General features: G+C 65.7%; 27 protein-coding genes and 1 pseudogene. 23 read left to right on the top strand and 5 right to left on the bottom strand.

Annotation, left to right across the window (positions count from 1 at the left end; all coding sequences use genetic code 11):
• Nucleotides 1-330 precede the first annotated feature (330 nt).
• From ACPTTF_RS36415 to ACPTTF_RS36395, 5 genes are all read left to right on the top strand, one after another.
• Nucleotides 331-1731: a cytochrome ubiquinol oxidase subunit I gene (locus ACPTTF_RS36415; RefSeq protein WP_166959511.1), complete on the top strand. Its 1401-nt coding sequence runs from the start codon at nucleotides 331-333 to the stop codon at nucleotides 1729-1731.
• Nucleotides 1732-1734: 3 nt separating this feature from the next.
• Nucleotides 1735-2742, top strand: a complete 1008-nt coding sequence (cydB, locus tag ACPTTF_RS36410; RefSeq protein ID WP_166959513.1) for a cytochrome d ubiquinol oxidase subunit II — start codon at nucleotides 1735-1737, stop codon at nucleotides 2740-2742.
• A gap of 163 nt (nucleotides 2743-2905) precedes the next feature.
• Nucleotides 2906-3826, top strand: coding sequence for a bestrophin family protein (locus ACPTTF_RS36405; RefSeq protein WP_423372359.1), 921 nt, complete (start codon nucleotides 2906-2908; stop codon nucleotides 3824-3826).
• A gap of 79 nt (nucleotides 3827-3905) precedes the next feature.
• Nucleotides 3906-4499: an SMI1/KNR4 family protein gene (locus tag ACPTTF_RS36400; RefSeq protein ID WP_423372358.1), complete on the top strand. Its 594-nt coding sequence runs from the start codon at nucleotides 3906-3908 to the stop codon at nucleotides 4497-4499.
• Nucleotides 4500-4586: 87 nt separating this feature from the next.
• The gene (locus ACPTTF_RS36395) at nucleotides 4587-4973 is read left to right on the top strand and encodes a VOC family protein (protein WP_166959523.1); all 387 of its coding nucleotides are present in this window, start codon (nucleotides 4587-4589) and stop codon (nucleotides 4971-4973) included.
• Between the two features lie 24 nt (nucleotides 4974-4997).
• Here ACPTTF_RS36395 and ACPTTF_RS36390 read toward each other — a convergent pair whose 3' ends face one another.
• Entirely contained in the window at nucleotides 4998-5438 is a 441-nt protein-coding gene (locus ACPTTF_RS36390; protein ID WP_166959526.1) for a nuclear transport factor 2 family protein, read from the bottom strand.
• 215 nt (nucleotides 5439-5653) lie between these two features.
• Between ACPTTF_RS36390 and ACPTTF_RS36385 the strand changes: the two genes are divergently transcribed.
• The gene (locus ACPTTF_RS36385; protein ID WP_423372357.1) at nucleotides 5654-6064 is read left to right on the top strand and encodes a VOC family protein; all 411 of its coding nucleotides are present in this window, start codon (nucleotides 5654-5656) and stop codon (nucleotides 6062-6064) included.
• Between the two features lie 113 nt (nucleotides 6065-6177).
• Here the strand turns inward: ACPTTF_RS36385 and trpS are convergent, their stop codons facing one another.
• Nucleotides 6178-7185 (bottom strand): tryptophan--tRNA ligase, encoded by a 1008-nt coding sequence (gene trpS, locus ACPTTF_RS36380; protein ID WP_423372356.1) that lies wholly within the window; start codon nucleotides 7183-7185, stop codon nucleotides 6178-6180.
• Between the two features lie 209 nt (nucleotides 7186-7394).
• Nucleotides 7395-7550: a hypothetical protein gene (locus tag ACPTTF_RS36375; protein WP_166959535.1), complete on the bottom strand. Its 156-nt coding sequence runs from the start codon at nucleotides 7548-7550 to the stop codon at nucleotides 7395-7397.
• A gap of 884 nt (nucleotides 7551-8434) precedes the next feature.
• Here ACPTTF_RS36375 and ACPTTF_RS36370 point away from each other — a divergent pair.
• The 8 genes and pseudogenes from ACPTTF_RS36370 to ACPTTF_RS36335 all read left to right on the top strand — a co-directional run bounded on the left by ACPTTF_RS36370 (nucleotide 8435) and on the right by ACPTTF_RS36335 (nucleotide 14374).
• Nucleotides 8435-10063 (top strand): tyrosinase family protein, encoded by a 1629-nt coding sequence (locus ACPTTF_RS36370; RefSeq protein ID WP_423372623.1) that lies wholly within the window; start codon nucleotides 8435-8437, stop codon nucleotides 10061-10063.
• Nucleotides 10064-10150: 87 nt separating this feature from the next.
• Nucleotides 10151-10582: a hypothetical protein gene (locus tag ACPTTF_RS36365; protein WP_423372354.1), complete on the top strand. Its 432-nt coding sequence runs from the start codon at nucleotides 10151-10153 to the stop codon at nucleotides 10580-10582.
• Between the two features lie 6 nt (nucleotides 10583-10588).
• Nucleotides 10589-11359 (top strand): hypothetical protein, encoded by a 771-nt coding sequence (locus tag ACPTTF_RS36360; protein ID WP_423372353.1) that lies wholly within the window; start codon nucleotides 10589-10591, stop codon nucleotides 11357-11359.
• Between the two features lie 305 nt (nucleotides 11360-11664).
• A pseudogene (locus ACPTTF_RS36355) lies at nucleotides 11665-11934 on the top strand (deoxyribonuclease II family protein); the annotation flags it as partial.
• Nucleotides 11935-12201: 267 nt separating this feature from the next.
• A complete protein-coding gene (locus ACPTTF_RS36350; RefSeq protein ID WP_423372352.1) occupies nucleotides 12202-12849 on the top strand; it encodes a hypothetical protein in 648 nt (215 codons plus the stop codon).
• Nucleotides 12850-12957: 108 nt separating this feature from the next.
• Nucleotides 12958-13290, top strand: coding sequence for a RebB family R body protein (locus ACPTTF_RS36345; RefSeq protein ID WP_021157934.1), 333 nt, complete (start codon nucleotides 12958-12960; stop codon nucleotides 13288-13290).
• Between the two features lie 190 nt (nucleotides 13291-13480).
• Complete coding sequence (locus ACPTTF_RS36340) at nucleotides 13481-13855, top strand: RebB family R body protein (RefSeq protein ID WP_423372351.1); 375 nt, start codon at nucleotides 13481-13483, stop codon at nucleotides 13853-13855.
• Nucleotides 13856-14050: 195 nt separating this feature from the next.
• Nucleotides 14051-14374 carry a RebB family R body protein gene (locus tag ACPTTF_RS36335; RefSeq protein WP_060060907.1) on the top strand — a complete coding sequence of 108 codons (324 nt, stop codon included), beginning with the start codon at nucleotides 14051-14053 and terminating at the stop codon, nucleotides 14372-14374.
• 78 nt (nucleotides 14375-14452) lie between these two features.
• Here ACPTTF_RS36335 and ACPTTF_RS36330 read toward each other — a convergent pair whose 3' ends face one another.
• On the bottom strand, nucleotides 14453-15283 hold the full coding sequence (locus ACPTTF_RS36330) for a Crp/Fnr family transcriptional regulator (RefSeq protein ID WP_423372350.1): 831 nt from the start codon (nucleotides 15281-15283) through the stop codon (nucleotides 14453-14455).
• A 249-nt stretch (nucleotides 15284-15532) separates the two neighbouring features.
• Between ACPTTF_RS36330 and ACPTTF_RS36325 the strand changes: the two genes are divergently transcribed.
• The 8 genes from ACPTTF_RS36325 (at nucleotide 15533) to argE (ending at nucleotide 21680) form a co-directional block, all read left to right on the top strand.
• Nucleotides 15533-16090, top strand: a complete 558-nt coding sequence (locus tag ACPTTF_RS36325) for an RNA polymerase sigma factor (protein WP_423372349.1) — start codon at nucleotides 15533-15535, stop codon at nucleotides 16088-16090.
• Between the two features lie 113 nt (nucleotides 16091-16203).
• Nucleotides 16204-16497 carry a RebB family R body protein gene (locus ACPTTF_RS36320; protein ID WP_166959557.1) on the top strand — a complete coding sequence of 98 codons (294 nt, stop codon included), beginning with the start codon at nucleotides 16204-16206 and terminating at the stop codon, nucleotides 16495-16497.
• A 23-nt stretch (nucleotides 16498-16520) separates the two neighbouring features.
• The gene (locus ACPTTF_RS36315) at nucleotides 16521-17150 is read left to right on the top strand and encodes a hypothetical protein (protein WP_423372348.1); all 630 of its coding nucleotides are present in this window, start codon (nucleotides 16521-16523) and stop codon (nucleotides 17148-17150) included.
• Between the two features lie 159 nt (nucleotides 17151-17309).
• A complete protein-coding gene (locus ACPTTF_RS36310) occupies nucleotides 17310-17756 on the top strand; it encodes a hypothetical protein (protein WP_166959561.1) in 447 nt (148 codons plus the stop codon).
• A gap of 224 nt (nucleotides 17757-17980) precedes the next feature.
• Complete coding sequence (locus ACPTTF_RS36305) at nucleotides 17981-19321, top strand: flavin-containing monooxygenase (RefSeq protein WP_423372347.1); 1341 nt, start codon at nucleotides 17981-17983, stop codon at nucleotides 19319-19321.
• A 79-nt stretch (nucleotides 19322-19400) separates the two neighbouring features.
• Nucleotides 19401-19838 carry a RidA family protein gene (locus ACPTTF_RS36300; protein ID WP_166959565.1) on the top strand — a complete coding sequence of 146 codons (438 nt, stop codon included), beginning with the start codon at nucleotides 19401-19403 and terminating at the stop codon, nucleotides 19836-19838.
• Nucleotides 19839-19846: 8 nt separating this feature from the next.
• Entirely contained in the window at nucleotides 19847-20524 is a 678-nt protein-coding gene (locus tag ACPTTF_RS36295) for a DUF1028 domain-containing protein (RefSeq protein WP_423372346.1), read from the top strand.
• Nucleotides 20517-21680 (top strand): acetylornithine deacetylase, encoded by a 1164-nt coding sequence (argE, locus tag ACPTTF_RS36290; protein ID WP_423372345.1) that lies wholly within the window; start codon nucleotides 20517-20519, stop codon nucleotides 21678-21680. Before ACPTTF_RS36295 ends, argE begins: the two co-directional genes overlap by 8 nt.
• A 58-nt stretch (nucleotides 21681-21738) precedes the next feature.
• Here argE and ACPTTF_RS36285 read toward each other — a convergent pair whose 3' ends face one another.
• Complete coding sequence (locus ACPTTF_RS36285) at nucleotides 21739-22662, bottom strand: LysR substrate-binding domain-containing protein (protein ID WP_166959574.1); 924 nt, start codon at nucleotides 22660-22662, stop codon at nucleotides 21739-21741.
• A gap of 396 nt (nucleotides 22663-23058) precedes the next feature.
• Here ACPTTF_RS36285 and ACPTTF_RS36280 point away from each other — a divergent pair, with 396 nt between their 5' ends.
• Nucleotides 23059-24480 (top strand): purine-cytosine permease family protein, encoded by a 1422-nt coding sequence (locus ACPTTF_RS36280; protein ID WP_423372344.1) that lies wholly within the window; start codon nucleotides 23059-23061, stop codon nucleotides 24478-24480.
• Nucleotides 24481-24499 lie beyond the last annotated feature (19 nt).

Genomic DNA, 24499 nt, shown 5'->3' with positions numbered 1-24499 from the left:
GGGCGCGCCGTGGCCGTTGGCAAGCGTTACACCGAATGTTAGCGGGGATGCGCTGTATGCCGGATGCACAGCGCTGCAATGCGGAAAGCAGTACAGCTGACCATCCCGCAGTCACGAAATGTGTTTTCCGTACACACATCTTCGGCAGTGGAAGCAGCACAGTTTCAGCGCACGTTCGAACGATTGCGAGTATCGTTGCAAACGCGATATCGTCATTCACGCTTCGATGCCATGCGAGTGACCGTTTGTGTTCGCATGTGTTGTCGCCAAGCCGTCGCGCGATTTCCTGCTTCGAGCGTACGTCCTCACAACCACGAGCAAATTACGGTCATGGAAATCTTCGATGCGTTCCATCTCGCCCGATTGCAATTCGCATTCACGGTGTCGTTCCACATCGTGTTTCCCGCGATCAGCATCGGCATGGCGAGCTTCCTGGCGGTGCTGGAATGGCGCTACCTCGTCACCGGCGACGCCGCCTACAAATCCATGTTCCAGTTCTGGTCGAAGATCTTCGCGATCGGCTTCGGGATGGGCGTGGTCTCCGGCGTCGTGATGGCGTACGAGTTCGGCACGAACTGGGCCGGCTTCTCGCGCGTCGCGGGCAACATCACGGGCCCGCTGCTCACCTATGAAGTGCTGACGGCATTCTTCCTCGAAGCCGGCTTCCTCGGCGTGATGCTGTTCGGCTGGCAGCGCGTGAGCCCGCGCGCGCACTTCTTCGCGACGCTGATGGTCGCGGTCGGCACGCTGATCTCGACGTTCTGGATCCTCGCGTCGAACAGCTTCATGCAGACGCCGCAGGGCTACAAGATCGAGAACGGCCTCGTCGTGCCGGTCGACTGGTTCAAGATCGTCTTCAACCCGTCGTTCCCGTACCGCCTCGTGCACATGACGATCGCGGCGTTCATCGTCGCGGGCTTCATCGTCGCCGCGTGCGGCGCGTGGCACCTGCTGAAGGGGCGCCGCGACGAGCCGGTGAAGCGCAGCTTCTCGATGGCGCTGTGGATGCTGCTGATCCTCGCGCCGATCCAGATCGTCGTCGGCGACGCACATGGCCTGAACACGCGCGAATACCAGCCGGCGAAGATCGCGGCGATCGAGGGGCTGTGGGAAACCGAGAAGGGCGGCACGGCGCTGAACCTCTTCGGGCTGCCCGACATGCAGGCCGAGACCACGCGCTATGCGATCCAGGTGCCGCACCTCGGTAGCCTGATCCTCACGCACAGCTGGGACGGCGAGATTCGCGGGCTGAAGGAATTCCCGCCGCAGGACCGCCCGTATTCACCGATCATCTTCTGGACGTTCCGGATCATGGCGGGCCTCGGGATGCTGATGCTGCTCACCGCGCTGCTCGGGCTGCTGCTGAGAAAGGGCGGGCGCCTCTATGAAACGCGCTGGTTCCAGTGGTTCGTGGTGGCGATGGGGCCGTCGGGCATCGTCGCGCTGCTGGCCGGCTGGATCACGACCGAGGTCGGGCGGCAGCCATGGACCGTCTATGGCGTGCTGCGCACCATCGATTCGGTTGCGCCGCTCAGCGCGCAGCAGGTCGGTGTGTCGCTGCTGATCTTCGTGGTCGTGTATTTCCTGGTGTTCGGAACGGGTATCTACTACATGATGAAACTGATGAAGCGCGGGCCGGCTGCCCAGGCCGGGTACATCGAGCTGCACCGGCATCCGGGGCTGCGCAAGAGCGCGCTGTCCACGCCGCTGAACGTGACCGAAGCGGAGTAAGCCATGCAAATCGATCTTCCTGTCGTGTGGGCCGCGATCATCGGCCTCGGCGTATTCATCTACGTGATGCTGGACGGCTTCGATCTCGGTATCGGCCTGCTGTTTCCGTTCTTCGATGCGAAGGCCGAGCGCCAGGTGATGCTCGATACCGTCGCGCCGGTGTGGGACGGCAACGAGACGTTCCTGGTGCTCGGCGGCGCGGGGCTCTATGGCGCGTTCCCGGTCGTGTATTCGACGCTGCTGCCCGCGAACTACCTGCCGCTGGTCCTGATGCTGGTCGGGCTGATCTTCCGCGGCGCGGCGTTCGAGCTGCGCGCGAAGGCCACCCGCACGCAACACATGTGGGATCTCGCGTTCATCGGCGGCTCCGCGCTCGCGGCGTTCTGCCAGGGGATCGTGCTCGGTTCGCTGCTGCAGGGGATCAAGATCGTGAACAACCAGTTCGCGGGCGGGCCGTTCGACTGGCTGTCGCCGTTCAGCCTGATGTGCGGGATCGGCGTGCTCGTCACGTACGCGACGCTCGGCTGCGGCTGGCTGATCCTGAAGGTCGACGGCGAACTGCAGCGCAAGATGCGGCTGCTGATGAAGCCGCTCGCGGGCGTGCTGCTCGCCGTGATGGGCGTGGTCAGCCTGTGGACCGTGATCGGGCTGCCGGCCGTCGCGCACCGCTGGTTCGGCAGCGGCGATCTCGGCTGGTTCCTGCCGGTGCCGATCCTCGTCGTCGCGTGCGTGTGGGGCATCTTCCACACGGTGAAGCGCGAGCACGAGGCCACGCCGTTCCTGCTGACGCTCGCGCTCGTGTTCCTCGGCTACACGGGGCTCGTGATCAGCATCTGGCCGAACATCGTGCCGCCTTCGCTGACGATCTGGGATGCATCGTCGAGCCCGTCGAGCCAGAAGTTCGCGCTCGTCGGCACCGTGATCGTGCTGCCGATCATCCTCGTGTACAACGCGATGCAGTACCGCGTGTTCCGCGGCAAGGTGCGCGAGGGCGACGTCGGTTATCACTGAGCGCCGCACGATGTGACGGGCGCGGCGCGCGCGGGCGTATCATCTCGCGCAGCACGGCGCCCGGCCCGGCATTCACCCGCCAGCGGCCCGCCATGCGCGGGCCGTTGCGCATCGGGCGCCGGCGTGCAGCCTGACGCATTTCCCTGGCAGTCGAGAAAACACCATGATCGTCCGACCACGACAAAACTGGCTCAGGATGCTGTTCGTCTGGAACGGCTCCGTATTGCAATCGATCATTCCGCAGCTCGTGTTCATGGCGATCGTCAGCACGCTGGCGGTCTTCACGAACGGGCGCATCTTCGGCGAGAAGATTCCGCTGAACACCGCGCCGTTCACGCTGTTCGGGCTCGCGCTCGCGATCTTCCTCGCGTTTCGCAACAACGCGAGCTTCGAGCGGTTCAAGGAGGCGCGGCATCTGTGGGGCAACCTGTTGATCGCCGCGCGCACCGTGACGTCCCAACTGAACCGCTACCTGCCCGACGGCGTCAGCGTTGTCGAGCGCAACCGGCTCGCCGATCTGCTGATCGCGTTCACGTATGCGCTGAAGCATCAGCTGCGCCATACCGATCCGACCGCAGACCTTCAGCGCATTCTCGGTGCGGAGCGCACGGTCGAGCTTGGCGGCAAATGCTTCAAGCCCGTTGCGATCCTCGACGAGCTGCGCGGCGGCATCGTCCGCGCGCTGGGCCGCGCACCCGGCAGCGACACGACCTGCTGGATGTTCGAGACGCAACTCGACGAGCTCGGCAAATCGGTCGGCGGGTGCGAGCGCATCCTGTCGACGCCGATCCCGTTCTCTTACAGCGTGCTGCTGCATCGCACCGTGTATGCGTATTGCGTGCTGCTGCCGTTCGGGCTCGTCGATTCGACGGAGTTCTTCACGCCGCTGATCTGCGTGTTCATCTCGTACACGCTGATCGCGCTCGAGGCGATCGCGAACGAGGTGGCCGAGCCGTTCGGCCTCGCGCCGAACGCGCTGGCGCTCGATGCGATGACGCGTACGATCGAGCGGTCGGTGCTCGAACTGGGCGACCGTCCGATGCCGGAGGAGTTCGTGCCGGCGTCGACCTACCAGATCACGTAAGCGGGCGCGCGCAAGCGCGCAACGAGCGGATCGCGTCGGGCGCTAGAATGGCGCTTGCCTGTTCTTCGGACCTGACGCAATGACCCTCGTCGACACCTATCTCGCCGGCCTGCGCGCCGCGCTGCCCGACACCGACAACGCGGCACTCACCGCCGCCACGGGCGCGACGCCCGCACAGCTCGACGCGCTGCGCGCCGCGTATCCGCAGTGTCCGGCCAGCCTGCTCGAACTGCTCGGCAAGCTCGACGGCACCTACTGGCGCGACTACGGCGGCACGACGATCAATGTGCTGGTGCTCGGCTCCGACGTCTACGAATACCCGTATTACCTGCTGTCGGCCGGACAGATGCTCGAGGAAGGGGCGAAGTACCGCGACAGCATCGCGGAGATCTACGGCGACGACGCGAACGACGACGGCGAACTCGTCGATCCGCGCATCGACATCGCGCTGCCGATGGGCCGGCGGCTGTGCTTCTCGCATTGCATGAACAACGGCGGCACGTCGCAGCTCTACATCGATTTCGAGCCGGCGCCGGGCGGCAAGGTCGGGCAGGTCGTGCGCTTCCTGCACGATCCAGACAGCTATGCGGTGATCGCCGACGACTTCGACGGCTACCTGCGCAAGCTGATCGACGACGGTTATGCGTTTGTCATCGATTTCGACGAAGAATAGCGAAGGGCGGGGCGACGCCCCGGTTTCGATCATCCGGCGTGGCCGGGCGAACGATGTTCGCCGGTTGCCGTTTCAGGAGCATGCACGATGCGAATCTACGTGACGAACGTGTTCGTCGACGACCAGGACAAGGCGTTGGCGTTCTATACCGACAAGCTCGGGTTTCAGGTCAAGTACAACGTGCCGGTAGGCGAATTCCGCTGGCTGACCGTGGTGTCGAAGGACCAGCCCGACGGCACGCAGTTGCTGCTCGAGCCGAGCAATCATCGCGCGGTGGGGCCGTACAAGCAGGCGCTGTACGAGGACGGCATCCCGGCCGCATCGTTCCAGGTCGACGATCTCGATGCGGAGTTCGCGCGACTCAAGGATCTGGAGGTCCGCTTCACGCTGGAGCCGATGGACGCGGGGCCCGTGCGCGTCGCCGTGCTCGACGATACGTGCGGGAACCTGATTCAACTGATGCAGATGAAGTGACGTAACGCGCCGCGCGCGGCGCGTTCAGCGCACCGCGACCGGCGGCGCATCGTGCATCCAGCTGCGCTCCTGCGTACGGCTCCGGATGCGCCACCCGCATTCGGTTCGCACCAGCAGGTCGCGATACCAGAGCCCGACGAAGCACACGCGATCGTCGCCGGTTTCATCGGCCGAGATCATCATCGCCTGGCCGGCCGTTCGCGCGGTGGCGGCATCGCCGTCGACGATCAGCAGCGACGTCGAGATCGTGTGCTGCGTGCCGCGCATCGCCGATGTCATCCGTTCCAGGTAGGCGGCGATTTCCGCGCGGCTGCCGGCCGGGCCGCCGAATGCCGTGTAGTCGAGCGTCGCATTGGCCGCGAAGAGGCGCTCGAATTCGTGCCAGTCGTGACGGTCGACGGCGTGGCAATAGCGGGTCAGCAGATCCTGGATCTCCATCCGGTCGATCGTTTCCTGCGGCGTCATGGTGTCGAGGGTGAGTGGATGACGGGGAAACGATAGCGGGGGCGTGCGGGTGCGGCATCGGCGGAGTGGACTAAGGGCCGGCCCGCTGCCGGCGTGAACGGCATCGCATGTGACGCTGTCGGGCGTTCACGTATCGCCCACAAGCGGCAGGGGTGACTTCGATGCGAAAGGCCGCGCTCAGGTAGACTCGTGTGCCCTTCAACGGAGTAGATGCAATGCAACTGCTTGATCACGTGTCAATCAGCGTGCCGGATGTCGACGTGGCACGCCCGTTCTACGATGCCATCATGGCCGCGCTGGGCGCATCCAAGGTCTATGACCGGGGAACTGCGCTGGGCTACGGCGAACGCTGCAATGCCAACGACACCGCATCGACCTGTCTGGCGGTCTACCTGGACCCCGCTGAAGTTGGTATGAGCAAGCGGCACTGGTGCTTCAAGGCCGCGAGCCGCGCGCAGGTGGATGCGTTTTTCGAGGCCGGCCTGTCGACGGGCGGGCAATCCGACGGTGAGCCCGGCTTGCGGCCGCATTACCACGGCGACTACTACGGTGCGTTTCTCGTCGACCCGGCCGGCAATCGCGTCGAGGCCGTGTGCCACGCGTCCGTGCCGGCGCACGCATCGTGACGCGGTGCGGTTGTCGCGCCGCCCGCTCGCGCACGTGACGCAGTGACCGCCACGCGCCGGCCCGATACCGTCCGGCGCGCGGCGCGCATTCACGCACTTGCTGCCTGCGCCGCTCAATCGAAGTAGTTCAACCCCATCGCGCCCTTCACCTCGGCGAGCGTCGCGCCGGCCACGTCCCGCGCGTGCATCGTGCCGCGCTTCAGGATCGCCATCACTTCGGCCTTGTCGGCCTCGAATTCGCGGCGGCGCGCACGGATCGGCTCGATCAGCGCTTGCAGCCGCTCGTTCAGCACGCGCTTGACGACGCTGTCGCCGAGCCCGCCGCGGCGGTAGTGCGCCTTCAGCTCGTCGACCTTCTGCACATCGGGCTCGAACGCGTCGAGGAACGTGAACACGACGTTGCCCTCGACCTGGCCGGGATCGCTCACGCGCAGGTGGTTCGGGTCCGTGTACATGTCCTTCACGGCCTGCGTGATCTCGTCCGGCGTCGAGCCGAGCGTGATCGCGTTGCCGAGCGATTTGCTCATCTTCGCCTTGCCGTCGATCCCCGGCAGCCGCGTGACCGCCGACAGCACGGCCTCGCATTCGACCAGCACTTGCTTGTCGACCGTCGCGTTGAAGCGGCGCACGAGTTCGTTGGTCTGCTCGATCATCGGCAACTGGTCGTCGCCGACCGGCACGTGCGTTGCCTTGAACGCGGTGATGTCGGCCGCCTGGCTCACCGGGTAGGTCAGGAAGCCGGCCGGGATGTCTCGCTCGAAGCCGCGCAGGCGGATCTCTTCCTTGATGGTCGGATTGCGTTCGAGGCGCGCGACCGTGACGAGGTTGAGCAGGTATTGCGACAGCTCGGCGAGCTCGGGCACCTGCGACTGCACGACGATCGTCGAGATCGCCGGATCGATGCCGACGGCGAGATAGTCGAGCGCGACTTCGATCACGTTCTCGGTGACGCGCTGGCGGCGGCCCATGTTGTCGGTCAGCGCCTGCGTGTCGGCGAGCAGCAGGAACTGCTTCGCTTCGTGCTGCATCTGCACGCGCGCGCGCAGCGAGCCGATGTAGTGGCCGAGGTGCAGCGGGCCGGTCGTGCGGTCGCCGGTGAGGATGGTCGGTCGGGTGGTCATGTTGGTCGTTGCTCCGGGTTATCGAAGCCGCCGGCCATGACGTCTGCGCAGAAACGCAAATGCCGCCATGGCTGGCGGCATCACGTTCGGGTCATGCAAAAGGAAACGGGCCGCCTGGGTCAGGCGCGCCACCAGCAATGCACGTTCGGCGAGGCGGGTTGGGTTTCCATGGCGCGAGTATAGCGTAGTGCGGGGACGGACGTGCCGCGTCAGCGGATGACCGACTCCATCGCGAGGCAGGCGGTTTCGGCCGACGGCCACAGCAGGTACAGCAGGCCGGCCATCAGCAGCAGCGCGCCGGCACGCACCAGCGGCGTGCGGTCTTTCTCGCGCGGGGGGCGGGTGGGCGGCTTCGAGTTCTTCATGCTTGCTGGCGCGCGCGGCGCCACTCCAACGGTTGCTGCAACGGGTCGCGTGAGGCGACGCCGGGGTGTTGCGGGGTTCGACGGGGGCTGGGGTGCGGTCGGGCACCGTGTCGCCTGGGCGGGACGGCGGGGTTGGCCGCTTGTGGGCATAAAAAGGGACGGTTGAACGCCCTTTGGCTGCCGTCCATACCGACGCGACCGGCATCCTACCAGTTCGGCGCTGTGGTGACAGTCAAGAATTGTCGGAGACAGGGGCCGCAGGGGGCGCGCGGAATGGCCGGAATTGCCCTCCGCGAGCCTTGACCCGCACACGCGACAGCCGACGACCGTAAGGTACCCGTCGGCCGATTGCATGAATAAACGCCGTTACGCACCCGTGATTATCCGGTGTCGGTTTTTTACGATCTCGTCGTAAATGGCTTGGATTATTCATGAAAATTAAACGGGCCAATCGCCACTTCAGATTCCGCATTTTTTTGATAATTTCGCTCGCCTTTGCCTTGCGAAAACCAATTCCATCTGCTTTATTTACTCATACCAAATCAGGATAAAACGCTATCGGGGTATCTCGGCTACTTTGCCAGGCATTCGTGCCTGCCGAATCGGCATCGATTCACCACGGCATCCCTGCGATCTGAAGGCGCAGCCCCTTTCCAGAGGGCGGGCTACGCCTGTTGCGCGTGTCCACGCCACTCATGGAGGCGATCAGGCGACCACGCGGGCCTGCCTATGGCCCGCTGATTAATGCTTTCAAAATGCCAGGCGATATTTGAATAAAAATAATTCTATTGAAAGCGAGTTTCGCTGATTTATTAATTACCCGTTTACGTTCAAAACCTGGCGGCAAAACCGTAACGCTACCCACGAAGGAGGCTGGATACATCATGACTAACGCATCTGGAGTCAGAGTTCGTCCGTCGATCGAATCGTTGCAAGTCGAATATCGGAAAGGCAACAAAAAGCCGCTGGAAGACGTGATGCGCGCGTGGAAAGGCATCAAGGAATTGCCGCCCGACGATCCGAACTCGTTCTTCATGATCGGCGGCTTCCACGGCGAACCGTTCCGCGGCGCCGGCTGGGGTTCGGCGTCTTACTGGGGCGGTTATTGCAACCACGGCAACGTGCTGTTCCCCACCTGGCACCGTGCCTACCTGGTGCGGCTGGAACAGGCGCTGCAGAGCATCCCCGGTTGCGAGCAGGTGATGCTGCCGTTCTGGGACGAAACCAGCGAAGAGTCACTGACGAAAGGCATTCCGTGGGCGCTGACCGACCCGGATTTCGAGCTCGACGGCGTAAAGATTCCGAACCCGCTGGCCTCCTTCACGTTCAACCGGGCGATCACCGACCACATCAACGGCGACGATCCGAACTACAGCAAGCCGCTGACTTACGTCACGGTTCGCTACCCGCTATCGGGGCTCGTGGGTACCCCCGAGGACCGGGCCGCCACCAAGGCGCACAACGACAAGTTCCCCGACGCCACCCAGAACGTCATGTTGCTGAACCGGAACATCGTGGACTGGCTCACGTCGTACATCGTCGTGAAGGGCGAGGTGGTGCCGACCAACGTGAAGCGCATGTTCGAGCAGTGCCTGGACGCGCCGAACTACACGTTGTTTTCCAACACGTCTTCCGCGGCCCAGTGGAACGACAATGTTCCGGAAGGCGCGATCCCTGTCGTCTCGCTCGAGGAGCCACACAACAAGATTCACCTTGCGGTCGGCGGGTTCGACGTGCCTTACGGTCCGAACAAGTACGACCGCTCGCCGATTCCGGGCGCCAACGGTGACATGGGCGAAAACGACACGGCGGGCCTCGACCCGATCTTCTATTTCCACCACTGCTTCATCGATCGCGTGTTCTGGCTGTGGCAGAAGCGCCATGGCTTCACGCAGCACCTCGACCTCATCGCCGAGTATCCGGGCACCAACTCCGTCGACGCGCAGGGGCCGACGCCGGGCACGGTGCCCAACTCCTGGCTCACGCTCGAATCGCCGCTCGATCCGTTCAAGAAGAGTGAGAACGGCAAGGAGCGCGCCTATACGTCGCTCGACTGCATCAACATCGAGGAACAGCTCGGCTACACGTACGGCCCCGGTTCGCTGGAAAGCCTGCCGAAGCTTTCGCTGGCGGCGACGACCGTGCCGGCCGGCAACAGCAGCAAGGTCGTGCGCGTGACCGGGCTGAATCGTGCGCCGATTGCCGGGTCGTTCCTGGTTTCCGCGTACGTCAACGTGGACGGCGAGCGGCAGTTGCTCGGCACGCACGCCGTGCTGAGCCGCTGGAGCGTGCAGTCCTGCGCGAACTGCCAGACGCACGTCGAAGTGAGGGCGTTCTTTCCGCTGAACCAGTTCACTGAAAGTGCGGTGGAGGATGCCCAGTACGAGGTCGAGGTCCATACGCGTGAGGGCGTACGCCTGCAGACGCAACCGGCTTCACCGCCCGCTTCGCAAGCCGTCGCCGGTGCGGCTCCGCAAGCTGCTCCGAAACTGTTCCGGCTCGAGGTCCGGTAACCACGGCGCGTGACGAACCGGCGCCATCGCCTGGCGCCGGTTCACCTCGGCACTTCGACAACGCGGACATGAAGGGGAGAGGCAGGCATGAGCTACACACCCGAAACCGGCAGCCTGGTAGGCCAGTGGACCTATCGCAGTTTCCTGAACGATCCCGACCCGGCCACCTCGTTCAACGACCTTGAATTCGGCCTCGGCACGATCGAGATCGCGCAGGCACCGGCGGGCATTTTCAAGGGGCGCATTTTCGGCCCGGGATGGGCGCTGCAGCTCAACGGCTGGATCAGCTACGGGAATCCCGGCACCGTGCGCTTCCAGGGGCGCGGCGTGGTCAACGGCGAGGAGTGGGTCTACGACTATGTCGGGTACGTGAGCGCGCCCTGGCCCAATGGCATCGATCAGCGTCCGGCGCTGACCGGTTCGATCGTCCGCACGGTTCCGCATGCGAGCGGCAACGGTGGTGTCGCGCCGGCCGGTGTGGTGTGCTCGTGGTATGCGGTCATGCGAGATCCCGCCTGAACGGCCATGACTGCTCCGACTGCACCGCCGGCCGACCCGGCCAGGCGTCCGGCAACGGTGACGGACGCGATCCGCGCATGCGTGGGCACCGGCATCGGCCCTGTGCGAACGGCCATGCTTTCGATGCCCGAACGCGTGCGCGGCGCGATGGCGTTCGCGATTCTCGGTTACCTGGCCTGCGACTTGCCGACCAGGCTGCATGGCGCTCCTTCCAGCTGGATATGGAGCGGCATCGGTGCGCTTGCCTGCGGTATGGCGGGTTATGCGACGAAAAGCGGAGCGCCGGGCAGGTGTGCGCGCCGGTCGATGCTGTGGTGCATGGCCGCCATCTGCGCGGGGTTGACGCTCGATGCGATGCGGGCGCCCCTCGAGGCCATTCTCGACATCTGCGGTGGAACGCTCGATGCCGGCGCGATGTGGAGCACGCTCGTGCTCCATCTCCAATGGTTTCCGATGTCGATGCTGGCCATGCTGGCGCTGTTGATCCTGCGGGAGGCCGACCGCCAGGACAGGCATCGACGCAGCGCGGTACGCGTGCTGGTTCGGGTTCCGGTTCGGGTCGCGCTTGAATTTGCGGGGATGTTGCTCGTCATGGCACTCGGCATGACCGCGATCAAGGGATTGGCGGTCGGCCTGGGGCTGCGTTGGGATACGAGCGGCGTCGCGTTCTCGATGCTCGTCAGCATGCTGGCGTTCTACGCACTGAGCGATCGAGCCGCACTCGCAGAGGTATCGCTGAAAAACCGCTTACGAAATAAAAACGGCCAAATTACTTAGGATGACAAAAATATATCGGAGATCACATTCGACGGAACATGATCGAGGCGTAGGTCAATTCCAATAAAAAAGACCACGCGCCCGGCGGCGAGTGAATGGAGCGCAACGGTATCAGCCGGCCTGCGCGGGGCAGCTTCGTGCCCGCGCATTGCCGCATCGTGCGTCGTGTTGCGTCGAGTTACGTCGCGCGAGCAGCGGCGTTCGCGCCGGCTCCGGGCAACGAGCGTGTCCACGAGAGGAACGGCGCGCCTTCGTACGGGCGCCGCTTGCCGCACCCGCGGCGACCAGATGCAACGGGGAACACCATGAGCATTTCAGCGCGCGACGAACAGAATCAACCCGTCGATACGTGGTTCGCCTACAAGGTGCCGAAACTCATCGGCGGCCAGACCAGCGCGGGCGCCACCGGCTACGAATACGCGTACTACGACCGCAAGGTGGGCGCGTTCGCCAAATCGCCGAGCCTGATGAACGACAAGCAGGGCGCGCTGTTCTACACGCTCGACGCCGTGTTCGGCAACCCGGCCGGGACGTACGGCTGGGTGCTCTACAACGACGAGATGCCGGCCGATGCCGGTGTTTTACGGCCCGCGTTTCCGTAACGTGAACCCGCCGGCGTAGGCGCGACGCACGGCGAAGACCGACTTCACAGACCCCTCGCACGGTTCGTCCCTGCAGCGGTCCTGCCGAAATTTCCGGCAGGGCCGCCGCCTGTCCATTTCCCGGAGAACACCATGCGATATCCATTGCAGTACGCAGGCCGAGGCGCCCCGGCGCTGCGTCCATCCGCACCCGAACCGCACGCACCGGCGCCGTGGGCGGCCATCGAGGAGGCGTGAGCCATGAGCAACGACGCACTCGACCCCTTGCTGCGGCAGTTCGCGGAGAAGCGATTGGGACGGCCCCTCGAGCCGGGTGAGGAACGGGCGCTGCTCGAGCGGCTGCCGAGTCGTCACGGAACCGAGCCGGCGCCGGCCGCCGGCACGGCCACGCAGGCGAGCGCCGCGAACCCGCCATTGCCGCGCTTGAAAACCCGGCAGGAGGCGCGCGAGCAGGTCAAGCATTTTCTGCAGCTCAACCAGCAGAAGGCGTACGAGAAGATGCGCGGCATCCTGCAGACGATCGACGCGCAGAACGAGACGACCCTCGGCATGCTGGCGTCGGAACAGCAAAAGGTGTCCGGCGTACTCGACGCGCACGAGCCGCCGGGTGACGCACCGGCATCCGGTGCGGCCGACATCCAGGACAGCACCCGCGAGGCGCTGGCGATGATCGGCGAACAGCTGACGGGCCTCATCCGGCAGGAAATCGACGCCTGCTTCCGGCAGCACGTCGATTCGCTCGCCGAACGGCTCGCCGTGCGGTTCGACGAGATAGACGAGCGGCTGCAACGCATCGACGCCCGACCGGCCGAACTGCACGAACCGGCCGCTACCGCCACCGCCCCCACTTCTGTTCACGATACCCCCGGGCCAGCGTCCATGGAGTAGCACACGGGGCATGCGGTTGAAGTCAGGCGGCCGAGGTCCGGCAGCTGAACGCAAAACCGGCCGGCCTCGATGTGCGACCTCTCAACTACGTGAATCAAGGAGCAAAAAATGGGTGATACGTGTCAGGTGTGCCAGGTCAATCCTGCGATTACCGATGCCGTCACGCAGGTCAACGTCAAGGTGGTCGCCGAGGCGCCGGCAATGGCGATGGGCTCGCTGTACCAGGCCCAGAGCCATTCGCTCAGCATCCTGTTCGAGAACGCGGTGCAGCAGCAGTCGCAGGCCGCGATCCAGTCGCAGACGTCGACGAACGTGGGGACGATGCAGCTCTACACGATCGGGCCGGAAAGCGCGGGGGCGGCCGCCACGGAAATCGGCGCGAACGGGATCATCTCCATTCTGGCCGACGTGATCGCGATCGGGAAGGCGATGCGCCCGTAAGGCGCGGTCGCAACGCCGTGGTTGAGCGGCGGCGCAAGCGGCAGGGGCCGCCGATACCGCCGCCGCGCCGCCGATCCGCAGCACGGCCGCCGGCGCCTGAACAGCGGTGCCGCGCGGTGTTCCGGAGCAAACGACAGAACGGGTAGAGCCGATTCGATGCGGCGCCCGTTCGCAAACCAGGAGAAATACGATGGCAAATGATACAACCGACCCGACGGACAAGAAGGATCCGAAAGACCCCTGCAACTGCAAGACGTGCGCGGTCAATGCCGCGATCACCGACGCCGTCACGCAGACCAACGTCAAGGTGGTGGGCGAAGCGCCCGCGATGGCGACGGGCTCGCTGTACCAGGCCCAGAGCCATTCGCTCAGCGTGCTGTTCGAGAACGCCGTGCAGCAGCAGTCGCAGGCCGCGGTACAGCTGCCGACCTCGACGAACGTGGGCACGATGCAGCTCTACACGCTCGGGCCGGCGAGCGCCGGCGCCGCCGCGACGGAAATCGGCTCGAACGGCGTGCTGTCCGTGCTGGCCGATGTGCTCGCGCTCGGCAAGGCGCTTGTCTGACGCGTAACCCGGCGTCGACGCCGGGCGGCGGCCCCGATTCTCGTGGCTGCCGCCCGGCGCCTGTCGTCATGCCGACGCTCGCGATGGCGAGCACTCGCGCGTACCGATGCTGCCGCCCGGCGCACGTCGCCGACCGACCCATTCATGCGTTCGCCGTGACTGCATCGCAGCGGCGGGCAAACCAGGAGCAACGACATGCCGGAACAGGTTTCCGCCGCGGTGACCGATGCGGTCACGCAAGCCAACGTCAAGGTGGTGGGCGAAGCGCCCGCCGTGGCCTTGGGCACGCTCATGCAGTCGAACAGCCATGCGTCCGCGATCCTGCTTCACAACGCGGTGCAGATGCAGGCGAATCAGGCGATGTCCAACCTCGCCGCCACGACCGTCGGCATCATGCAGCTCTACGCCGGCTCGCCGGTGGCGGTGGCCGCCGCGGCGCGCTCGGCGAACGACAACTTTGCGTCGCAACTGACCGCCGTCGCGCAGTTGATGAACGCCATCGGCCACTGGCGCGGCTGATCTTCGCCGCGCGCCGCGCAACCCGGCGCGCGCGACCTCCTGCCGCCACGGCGCGTCACGGCGCACGCGCCTGACGCGTCAATTGGCGTTGACGATGGTCCGGAGCTGCTCCGGTTTCTCGATCGTCACGCCGTGCTCGTGAAGCCGGATCAGGCCGTCGCGCTGCATCTTCTGCAGGCTGCTGTTCAGTCGCGGCCGGCTGACGTTGAGCATCGCAGCGAGAATGCTCTGGTTCTCCGGTAGCCGCACCTCGAGATCGTTCCCTTGCATGCGGTTCAGCAGATGGCGCGCAAGCCTTGCTTCGAGCCGGTACAGGCACGCCGATTCGATGAAGTCGCTCAACTGATGGACGTGCCGGCACAGCTGCTCGTGGATGCGCTCCATGAAATCCGCATTGGCCAGCAGCGGCGCGAAGTACTGGCGATGCAGCAGCGACACGCGGCAGTCCGGGCTCAGCTGCGCGGTGAAGCTGCGCCGGTGGGCGCGAACCAGCGTGTTTTCGCCGATGAGTTCGCCCGGCAACGAGTGGCCGAGAATGAGTTCGCGTCCGCCGGGTTCGTGCAGCGTCTTGTAGACGCGGCCGCAGTGCACGAAGGCGACGAAATCGCCCGGATCGCCCTTGAAGAACAGCAGCCGATTGCCGTGTTCGGGCCAGGGCGAGAGATGCCGCTCGATGTGAGCGAGCAGGCTTTCCGGAAGATCGGCGAGTATCGGTATATTGCACAGCGTTCGACCGTTGACGAGGGCAGGCATGTTTTCCGTGCAAGGTTGTTTGACGATGCGGCCACCTAGCGAAAAACGTTGCCTTTGGCATTGCGTGAAAAATGAATGATGGAAATAACCAGATAATGGGAAAGTGGTCCCGGTATGGCTTTGCTTCGGCGCCAGGGACATTTGGTCGACCGACATCGACAGCAGCGTGCCGGCGTAAGCGCATCGCGGCGGCAGTCGCTATTTTTCATCGAAATGCCATTCTTCACGCTCGACGGCGCGCCCGAATCGACGGATGAGGAGAGGCGAGGGAATTAAAGTTTCCGTTAATAATAATCAAGAAAATTTACAGGGGCCGATTATCTTGATAACGGTGTTACGCGGGTAACAGCGTCATTCTCGGCATCGAATCGATTCTGTGTTTTCCATGAAAAAGGAAGGCACGGGATGACAACCTCGAACCAGCACGCTGTTTCGACGCCTGAGTCACCGGCGCAGCAGCTCGATCACACGTGGCGGGAAATGCAGGCGAAATTGCGGCGCCGCGCGCGCCTGTTGTGCAAGGGCGATATTCACCGTGCCGACGAACTGCTCTCCGATACCGCGCTCAAGGTCCACATCTACCTGCAACGTTCGCCCGAGCGCGTCCGGAACCTGGCCGGCTTTCTCTTTCTGGCGCTGAACCACGCGTTCCTCGATGGCGCGCGCCGTCGTCTGCGCGAAAGCGGCATGCTCGAATTCGACTCGGGCTGGGACGACGATCACACGGCCGAGCTGGCTGGCCACGCGCCGTCGGTGGAGCAGCAACTGCTGCTCCGGCAACAGCTGCTGCGTCTCGAGCAGGTGCTGTCCACGCTCCCGTCGCAGCAGCAGATGCTGTTCACGCTGAAGTTCGAGGAGGACCGGCCCTATCTGCACATCGCGGCGACGCTCGGGATCAACGAGCCACTGGCCAGAAAGCGCGTCGAGTTGCTGCGCAAGAAATTGCGCGAGGAACTCGCATGAGCGCGTTCACGAACGCGGGCATGCAGCGTTCCTAACGGCATGCGCGGCGTCGATGGCCTGCCGGCCCGCCGTTCCTTCAATCGCATGCCGGAGCCGAGATCCGAGGAGGCCTCGTGGCAGACAAAGTCAATGAGCAGGTTACCGACGCGGTGACGCAGACCAATGTCAACGTCGTCGCGGGATCCCCGGCCCAGGCGCTGGGCACGCTCTACCAGATGTTCAGCCAGGCCGTCGGCATCTCAGCGCAGAACATGACGCAGCAGCAGGCGGCGCTGAACCAGATTTCGAACGCCGTCGTGTCGAAGGCGGTGGCCATGATCCTGTCCGTCGAAGCGTCGCCGAAGCCGGCATCGGGCGGCGCGGCGCAAGCCCCGGCGGCCGGGCCGCAGACGGGTTCCACGCATTAGTCGACTCTCGGGATACCTGAACCATGAACATGAAAGGCCTTTTGGGCGGACGCGGCGACGGTGCGCCGCAGGCGCCGCACGATGGCGCGTCCGCAGCAGCAGGCGCAACCACGCCGGCCGACGCCACGACGCCCGCCGAGGTCGCGCCGCACGTCGTGGCGTCGAAGGCAGGCGCACGCGCGTGGCCGGTCAACCGGCTGCGCAGGCTCACCGATGCGCTGAAGGCACCGAACCAGGTCGCCGGTCCGGCCGGAGCCGGCGGCCCGGCGCTGCAGACCGTGCAGGCGATCAACGCGGAGGCTGCGTCCTACGCGACGACGCAGATCGCCGTCGGCCCGAACATGATGATCACGCAGGCGGGCGGGATGGTTGCGCAGGCGGCGGCCAACTACTTCGAGGCGACGACGTCGCTGGCGATCGCGGGCAAGAGCGTGCTGATGAAGGATCTGGCGCAGAAGACCATCGACGAGAACGTGGGTGGGATGGCGATGGATGCGGTGGGCCTGCTGTTGACGGACCTGTTCGTCGCGACCGCGGCGATCGTCGCGGGTGCCGCGGAGGCGATCGAAGGGGAGGCCGCGAGCGTCGCGCTCGACAAGATCGACGAGAGCCTGCAGAGGTACCAGTCGCTGCTGGACAAGAAGGGCCCGTAGCGTGCGACCGCGCGCGCAGCGACGAGGAATCCATCGACACGACCCGCGGGGCCGTCAGGCTCGATGCGGGATGTGAGCGACGGGAACGACGCGTGTCCGTTTTCCCGGACACGCGTCGTTCCCGTCACCGGCAGTCCCATCGAGTCAAGTGAGGAGCCCATGCCCTACGACATTCAGAACGTACAAGGTCCCGCGCCGCTGGCGGTTGGCGAGCGCATCTGGGGAGATGCGACGGAAATCGATTTCGGCGCGATGACGAGCTGCATCGCGCTCGTCGAGCAGGTGCCGGGCCAGCCGGCGTCGGTGCGCGCGATCCATCTGTCGATCGTCAGCGCCGACGGCACGCAGGTGTACGACCCGTCGGCGAACGTGGCCGGGCAGGTCGAGACGATCATGCAGCAGAGCGGCGACCTGCGTACCTGCCTCGGGCGCATCGATCTCTGGCAGGCCAGCCAGTCGCAACAACTGCGTGATTTCTTCGCCGCGCTGATGCTGAGCCTCGACATGCAGAACTGGGTGCCGTTGCCGGACGGCAACCTGCGGGTGCGGATCAACGGCGGCGTGATCGAGTATCGGCAGGGCGCCGGCCCATGGGCGCACGCGTAGCCGGCGCGACCGGTCGAAGCCGACGCCCGCCATCCGGCGGGCGCCGGTGCAACACGGGCTCGTCGTCCGGTGCCGGTCACCGCCCGCGCCCCCCAGCTTTTTGCTCATCAACACCAACAAAAATCATCATTTCGCCGCAAGCGGGGTGTCAGCAGAATGTCTCCATTCCAGCTCACGCGACAGCACGCACGTCGCACTGAGCCGCACTTCAGAAGGAGACAGCCGTGGCAGTCGAAACAACCTCAATCGATACGCTCGTCGTCGGCGCCGGTCAGGCCGGCGTGGCCATGAGCGAGCATCTGGGCAAGCTGGGCGTGCCGCATCTCGTACTGGAGCGCAGCCGCATCGCCGAACGCTGGCGCACGGGGCGCTGGGATTCGCTGGTCGCGAACGGCCCCGCGTGGCACGACCGCTTCCCGGGGCTCGAATTCGACGGCCTCGATCCCGACGCGTTCGCGTCGAAAGACCAGGTCGCGGACTACTTCGAAGCGTATGCGCGCAAGTTCGACGCGCCGATTCGCACCGGCGTCGAGGTGAAACGGGTCGTGCGCAATACGGGCAAGCCGGGTTTCGTCGTCGAGACGTCCGACGGCACGATCGAGGCGAACCGCGTGGTCGTCGCGACGGGGCCGTTCCAGCGCCCGATCATTCCGCCGATCGCGCCGGACGACGCGCGTCTCGTGCAGCTCCATTCCGCCGACTATCGCAACCCGGGCCAGCTTCCGGACGGCGCGGTGCTGGTGGTCGGCGCGGGTTCGTCAGGCGTGCAGATCGCCGACGAGCTGCAGCGCGCGGGCCGGCAGGTGTACCTGTCGGTCGGCCCGCACGATCGCCCGCCGCGCGCGTATCGCGGCCGCGACTTCTGCTGGTGGCTCGGCGTGCTCGGCGAATGGGACAAGGAAGTCGCAACGCCCGGCCGCGAACACGTGACGATCGCGGTGAGCGGCGCGCGCGGCGGCCATACGGTCGATTTCCGCAAGCTCGCGAACCAGGGCGTGACGCTCGTCGGGCTGACCAAGTCGTTCGACGGCGGCGTGGCCACATTCGAACGCGATCTCGCGATCAATCTCGCACGCGGCGACGAGAACTACCTGTCGCTGCTCGACGCGGCCGACGTCTACGCGGCGCGCAACGGCCTCGACCTGCCGGAAGAACCCGAAGCCCGCCGCATCCTGCCGAACCCCGACTGCGTCGCGCACCCGATCCTCGCGCTCGACCTCGCCGGCGCGGGCGTCACGTCGATCGTCTGGGCGACGGGCTATGCGGTCGACTACGGCTGGCTGAAGGTCGACGCGTTCGCCGAGAACGGCAAGCCGCAGCACCAGCGCGGCGTGTCGAAGGAGCCGGGCATCTATTTCCTCGGGCTGCCGTGGCTGTCGCGACGCGGCTCCAGCTTCATCTGGGGCGTGTGGCACGACGCGCGGCACATCGCCGATCACATCGTGACGCAGCGCACCTACCTCGAATACCACGACGCGTCGCAGCGCCGCTCGGGATCGCGCACGGAGCAGGGCGGCGCCGCGTCGCACGCCGACGCGCAGCCGCTTGCCGACGCGGTGAACTGACCGGACCCATGCTGCCTGCCTGCTGCACCGCGTTCGCATCCGGTGCGGCGGCGCGACCATTGACGACCAAAGGATTTCGATGAGCCAACCCACCCATACCCGTATCCGCATGTTCAACACGAAGGATACCTACCCGAACCAGACGCTCGACAACGACCTGTGCCAGGCCGTGCGGGCCGGCAACACCGTCTATGTGCGCGGCCAGGTCGGCACCGATTTCGACGGCAACCTGATCGGCCTCGGCGACGCGCGCGCACAGGCCGAGCAGGCAATGAAGAACGTCACTCAGTTACTCGAAGAAGCCGGCAGCGACCTCACGCACATCGTGAAGACGACGACCTACCTGATCGACCCGCGTTATCGCGAGCCCGTGTACCAGGAAGTCGGCAAGTGGCTGAAGGGCGTGTATCCGATCTCGACGGGGCTCGTCGTGTCCGCGCTCGGCCAGCCGCAGTGGCTGATGGAAATCGACGTGATCGCCGTGATCCCGGACAACTGGCAGCCGAACCGCGCATAGGAGGCGACATGACTTTCTCCATCGTCGGGCGCTGCCCGGAGACGGGCCAGCTCGGCATCGCGATCAGCTCGTCGAGCATCGCGGTGGGCGCGCGCTGCCCGTGGGTGCGCGCGGGCGTCGGTGCCGTCGCGACGCAGAACATCACGCTGCCGGCGCTCGGCCCGCAGATCCTCGACCTGATCGAGCACGAGCAGCTCGCGCCCGCCGCGGCGCTCGACCGCGCGCTCAGCGCGAACGGCTGGAGCCAGTACCGGCAGGTCACGGTGATCGACGGGCAGGGGCAGACGGCGTGCTTCACCGGCAAGGAAGCGCTCGGCACGCATCACGCGGTGCGCGGCGAACAGTGTGTGGCGGCCGGCAACCTGCTGGCTTCGCCGGCCGTGATCGACGCGATGGCGCGCGCCTTCGAACAGGCGCCCGGCCTGCTCGCCGATCGCCTGCTGGCCGCGATGCACGCGGCGATGGCGGCCGGCGGCGAGGCGGGGCCGGTGCATTCGGCCGCGCTGAAGGTGGCCGGCGACGTGACCTGGCCGATCGTCGACCTGCGCGTCGACTGGGCCGATGTCGATCCGGTCGGGCAACTCGATGCGCTGTGGCGTGCGTATCGGCCGCAGATGCAGGACTACCAGACGCGCGCGCTGAACCCGACCGCCGCGCCGAGCTACGGAGTGCCCGGCGATGAATGACACGTCGAGCCGCGCGTTGCTCGAACGGCTGATCGGTTTCGCGACGGTCAGCCGCGATTCGAACCTCGAGATGATCGGTTTCATCCGCGACTATCTCGCGGGCTTCGGCGTCGAGAGCGAACTGTTCTACAACGCGGAACAGACGAAGGCGAGCCTGTACGCGACGATCGGGCCGCGCGATCGCGGCGGCATCGCGCTGTCGGGCCATACCGACGTGGTGCCGGTCGACGGGCAAGCGTGGACGGTCGAGCCGTTCCGGCTGACCGAGCGCGACGGCCGCCTGTACGGCCGCGGCACGGCCGACATGAAGGGCTTCATCGCGTCGGTGCTCGCGGCCGTGCCGGCGTTCGTCGCCCGGCCGCTGAGCGTGCCCGTGCATCTCGCGTTCTCGTACGACGAGGAAGTCGGCTGCCTCGGCGTGCGGCCGATGCTCGACGCACTCGCCGCGCGCGAGCACCGGCCGCGCCTGTGCCTGATCGGCGAGCCGACCGAACTGAAGCCGGTGCTCGGCCACAAGGGCAAGCTCGCGATGCGCTGCCACGTGAAGGGGGCCGCGTGCCACTCGGCGTACGCGCCGTCGGGCGTCAACGCGATCGACTATGCGGCGAAGCTGATCGGCCGGCTCGGCGAGATCGGCGCGGCGCTCGCGCGGCCCGAACGGCACGACGGCCGTTTCGATCCGCCGTTCTCGACCGTGCAGACCGGGCTGATCAAGGGCGGCCGCGCGCTGAACATCGTGCCGGCCGAATGCGAGTTCGATTTCGAGGTGCGTGCGCTGCCGGATTTCGATGCGCACGACGTGCCGAGGAAGCTGCAGGACTATGCGGAATCCGAACTGTTGCCGAAGATGCGTGCGGTGCAGCCCGATACCGACATTCGATTGCAGCCGCTGGGCGCGTATCCGGGGCTGGCCACCGCGCCGGACAGCGAAGCCGCACGCCTGCTCGCGATGCTGAGTGGTTCCGACGCATTCGGCACGGTTGCATTCGGCACCGAGGGCGGGCTGTTCGGGCAGGCCGGCATTCCGACCGTGGTGTGCGGGCCCGGCAGCATGGACCAGGGGCACAAGCCCGACGAGTTCGTCACGCTCGACCAGCTGCACGGCTGCGACGCGATGCTGGGCCGGCTGGCCGCGCATCTTTCGTCGGCCGCCTGAAACCGTCACCGCCGACACGCACGCACTGCCTCGCGCGGTGCGTGCGTGTTTGCGCTTGTTATCGCGCCGTTTCCGCGACGATCTGCGCGAGCCGCTCGCGGCAGAAATCGACGAACGACTGCGCCTGCTTCGTGAGTTGACCGCGCTTCAACCGCGCGCTCACGAGCCCCGACGGGCTCACCGTTTCGCTGAGGCCGATCGTCACGACCCGCTGGCCGTCGTACGTGTATTCGGAATGCGGGCGCGTGACGAGCAGCGAGAAACCGAACCCCTGGCCGACCATCCCGCGCACCATCTCGATCGAAGGCGACCCGAACACGATGTTCGGCGTCAGCCCGAGTTCGTGAAAGAGGCTGACGAAATACGTGCGGCTCGGCTGCACGTCGAGCAGGATCATCGGCTCGACGCAGAGGTCGCGCAACGACACGTGCGCCTGGCCCGCGAACCGGTGGTTCTCCGGCAGCAGCACGTACGGCTGCTGCGGCGGCATCAGCGGCTCGGTCTCGATCGTGCCGTCGAGGTCGTGGTCGTACATGAGCGCGAGATCGAACGTGCCGGACGTCAGGCCCTGCACGAGTTCCTGCTGGTCGCCGTCGCGCAGCCGGATGTTTACGCCCGGGTAGCGCTCGCGAAAACCCGCGATCAGTTGCGGCAGGTAGAGCGGCGCGACCGTCTCGAAGCAGCCGATGTCGATCTGCCCGGTGATCACGTCGTTGTCGGCGAGCGCGTTCTGTTCGAATTCGTGCGAGATGCGCAGCAACTCCTGCGCTTTCCGGTAGAAGCGCGTGCCGCTCGGCGTCAGCGACACGCCCTGCGCGTGATGGCGGATGAACAGCTTCACGCCGAAGCTTTCTTCCAGCCCCTTGATCGCGCTGGAGATCGACGGCTGCGCGATGAAGAGCTGGCGCGATGCCTCGGCGACGCTGCCGGATTCCACCGTCGTCACGAAGTATTTCAGTTGCCGCAAAGTGTAGTGAGCCACACGCACCTCTGATGCACGGCCCCGGCGTGCTGCCGCGGGCGCAATCTGTCCATGGTTTTGGGTAGCACCTTACCTGAAAGCCCCTCGGTGCCGGAGGTTCCGCTGCAGAGCTTTTTCGTATGTCCCGGAAATATTTTTAGTATTTTCCGGCCGCGAGGCACGTGGCGCACCATCGTCTCCAACCTGGATCACGAAGTTCACGACGCGGCCGCGCATGCGCCGGCGGGATAGATCATCCGTCCCCGCCAAGCGCATCGTCCGCTTCGTGCGACACCGCCGCCCGTGCACGCGGTGCGTCGTCGTTCGCGTATCCGGACCCGATTGCAGGCGCGCACCCCGACGCGCGCCGGCTGACACGGCACGCGCGCATCGCCGCGCAGGACAGGAGACATCACCATGACGAACGTGGACCGCAATGCGTCCCCGATGATAGAGAAGCACACGATCGGCTACGTGCCGCCCGCGGAGCGCCACGGCAAGGTGCGCGACCTGTTCACGCTCTGGTTCGGCGGCAACATCGCGCCGCTGCCGATCGTGACCGGCGCGCTCGGCGTGCAGATGTTCCACCTGAACCTGATGTGGGGCATCGTCGCGATCGTCGTCGGCCAGGCGGTCGGCGGCGTGCTGATGGCGCTGCATTCCGCGCAAGGGCCGCAGATGGGCATCCCGCAGATGATCCAGAGCCGCGCGCAGTTCGGTTCGTGGGGCGCGCTGCTCGTCACGGTGATCGCGGCCGTGATGTACGTCGGCTTCTTCGCGTCGAACATCGTGCTCGCCGGCAAGTCGGTGCACGGCATCGCGTCGTCGGTGCCGGTGCCCGTCGGCATCGTGATCGGCGCGGTGGGTTCGGGGCTGATCGGCATCGTCGGCTACCGGTTCATCCACATCCTGAACCGGATCGGCACGTGGGTGCTCGGTATCGGGATCATGGTCGGCTTCTGGATGATCCTGACGCACGTGACGACCGACGATTTCCTGACGCGCGGCGGCTTCAGCTTCGCGGGCTGGCTCGCGACGGTGTCGCTGTCGGCGTTGTGGCAGATCGCGTTCGCGCCGTACGTGTCGGACTATTCGCGCTATCTGCCGGAAAACGTCGGCGTGGCGTCGACGTTCTGGGCGACCTATCTCGGCTGCACAATCGGCTCGACGCTCGCGTTCATCTTCGGCGCGGTCGCGGTGCTCGCGGTGCCGGCCGGCGCGGACACGATGGATGCCGTCAAGCAGGCGACGGGCCCGCTCGGCCCGCTGATGCTCGTGCTGTTCCTGCTGAGCGTGATCAGCCACAACGCGCTGAACCTGTACGGTGCGGTGCTCGCGGTGATCACGTCGGTGCAGACCTTCGCGTACAAGTGGATTCCGACCGCGAAGGCGCGTGCGGTGGTGTCGGTCGTGATCTTCGTTGGTTGCTGTTACGCGGCGATCGGCGCGTCGACGAACTTCGTCGGCAACCTCGTCGATCTCGTGCTCGCGCTGCTCGTCGTGCTGGTGCCGTGGACCGCGATCAACCTGATCGACTTCTACGTGATCCACAAGGGCAAGTACGACATCAAGTCGATCTTCATGGTCGATGGCGGGATCTACGGCCGCTTCAATCCGCAGGCGCTGCTCGCGTATGCGATCGGCATCCTCGTGCAGATTCCGTTCATGAACACGCCGATGTATGCGGGCCCGATTCCCGCGCATCTCGGCGGCGCGGACTTGTCGTGGCTCGTGGGGCTCGCGCTGACGTCGCCGCTGTACTACTGGCTCGCGAAGCGCGACAGCGCGTATCGGCGCCGGCAGACGGGCGCGACGATGCCGCCGACGGCGGTGCGCTGAACGGGGCATGCCCCGACGC

Origin of the sequence: Burkholderia crassaminum (assembly GCF_964265005.1) — a bacterium.
In the GTDB taxonomy this organism is placed as follows: Bacteria; Pseudomonadota; Gammaproteobacteria; order Burkholderiales; family Burkholderiaceae; genus Burkholderia.
The sequence above is the reverse complement of the archived record's forward strand: the minus strand, read 5'-3'. Positions and strand labels throughout refer to the sequence as shown.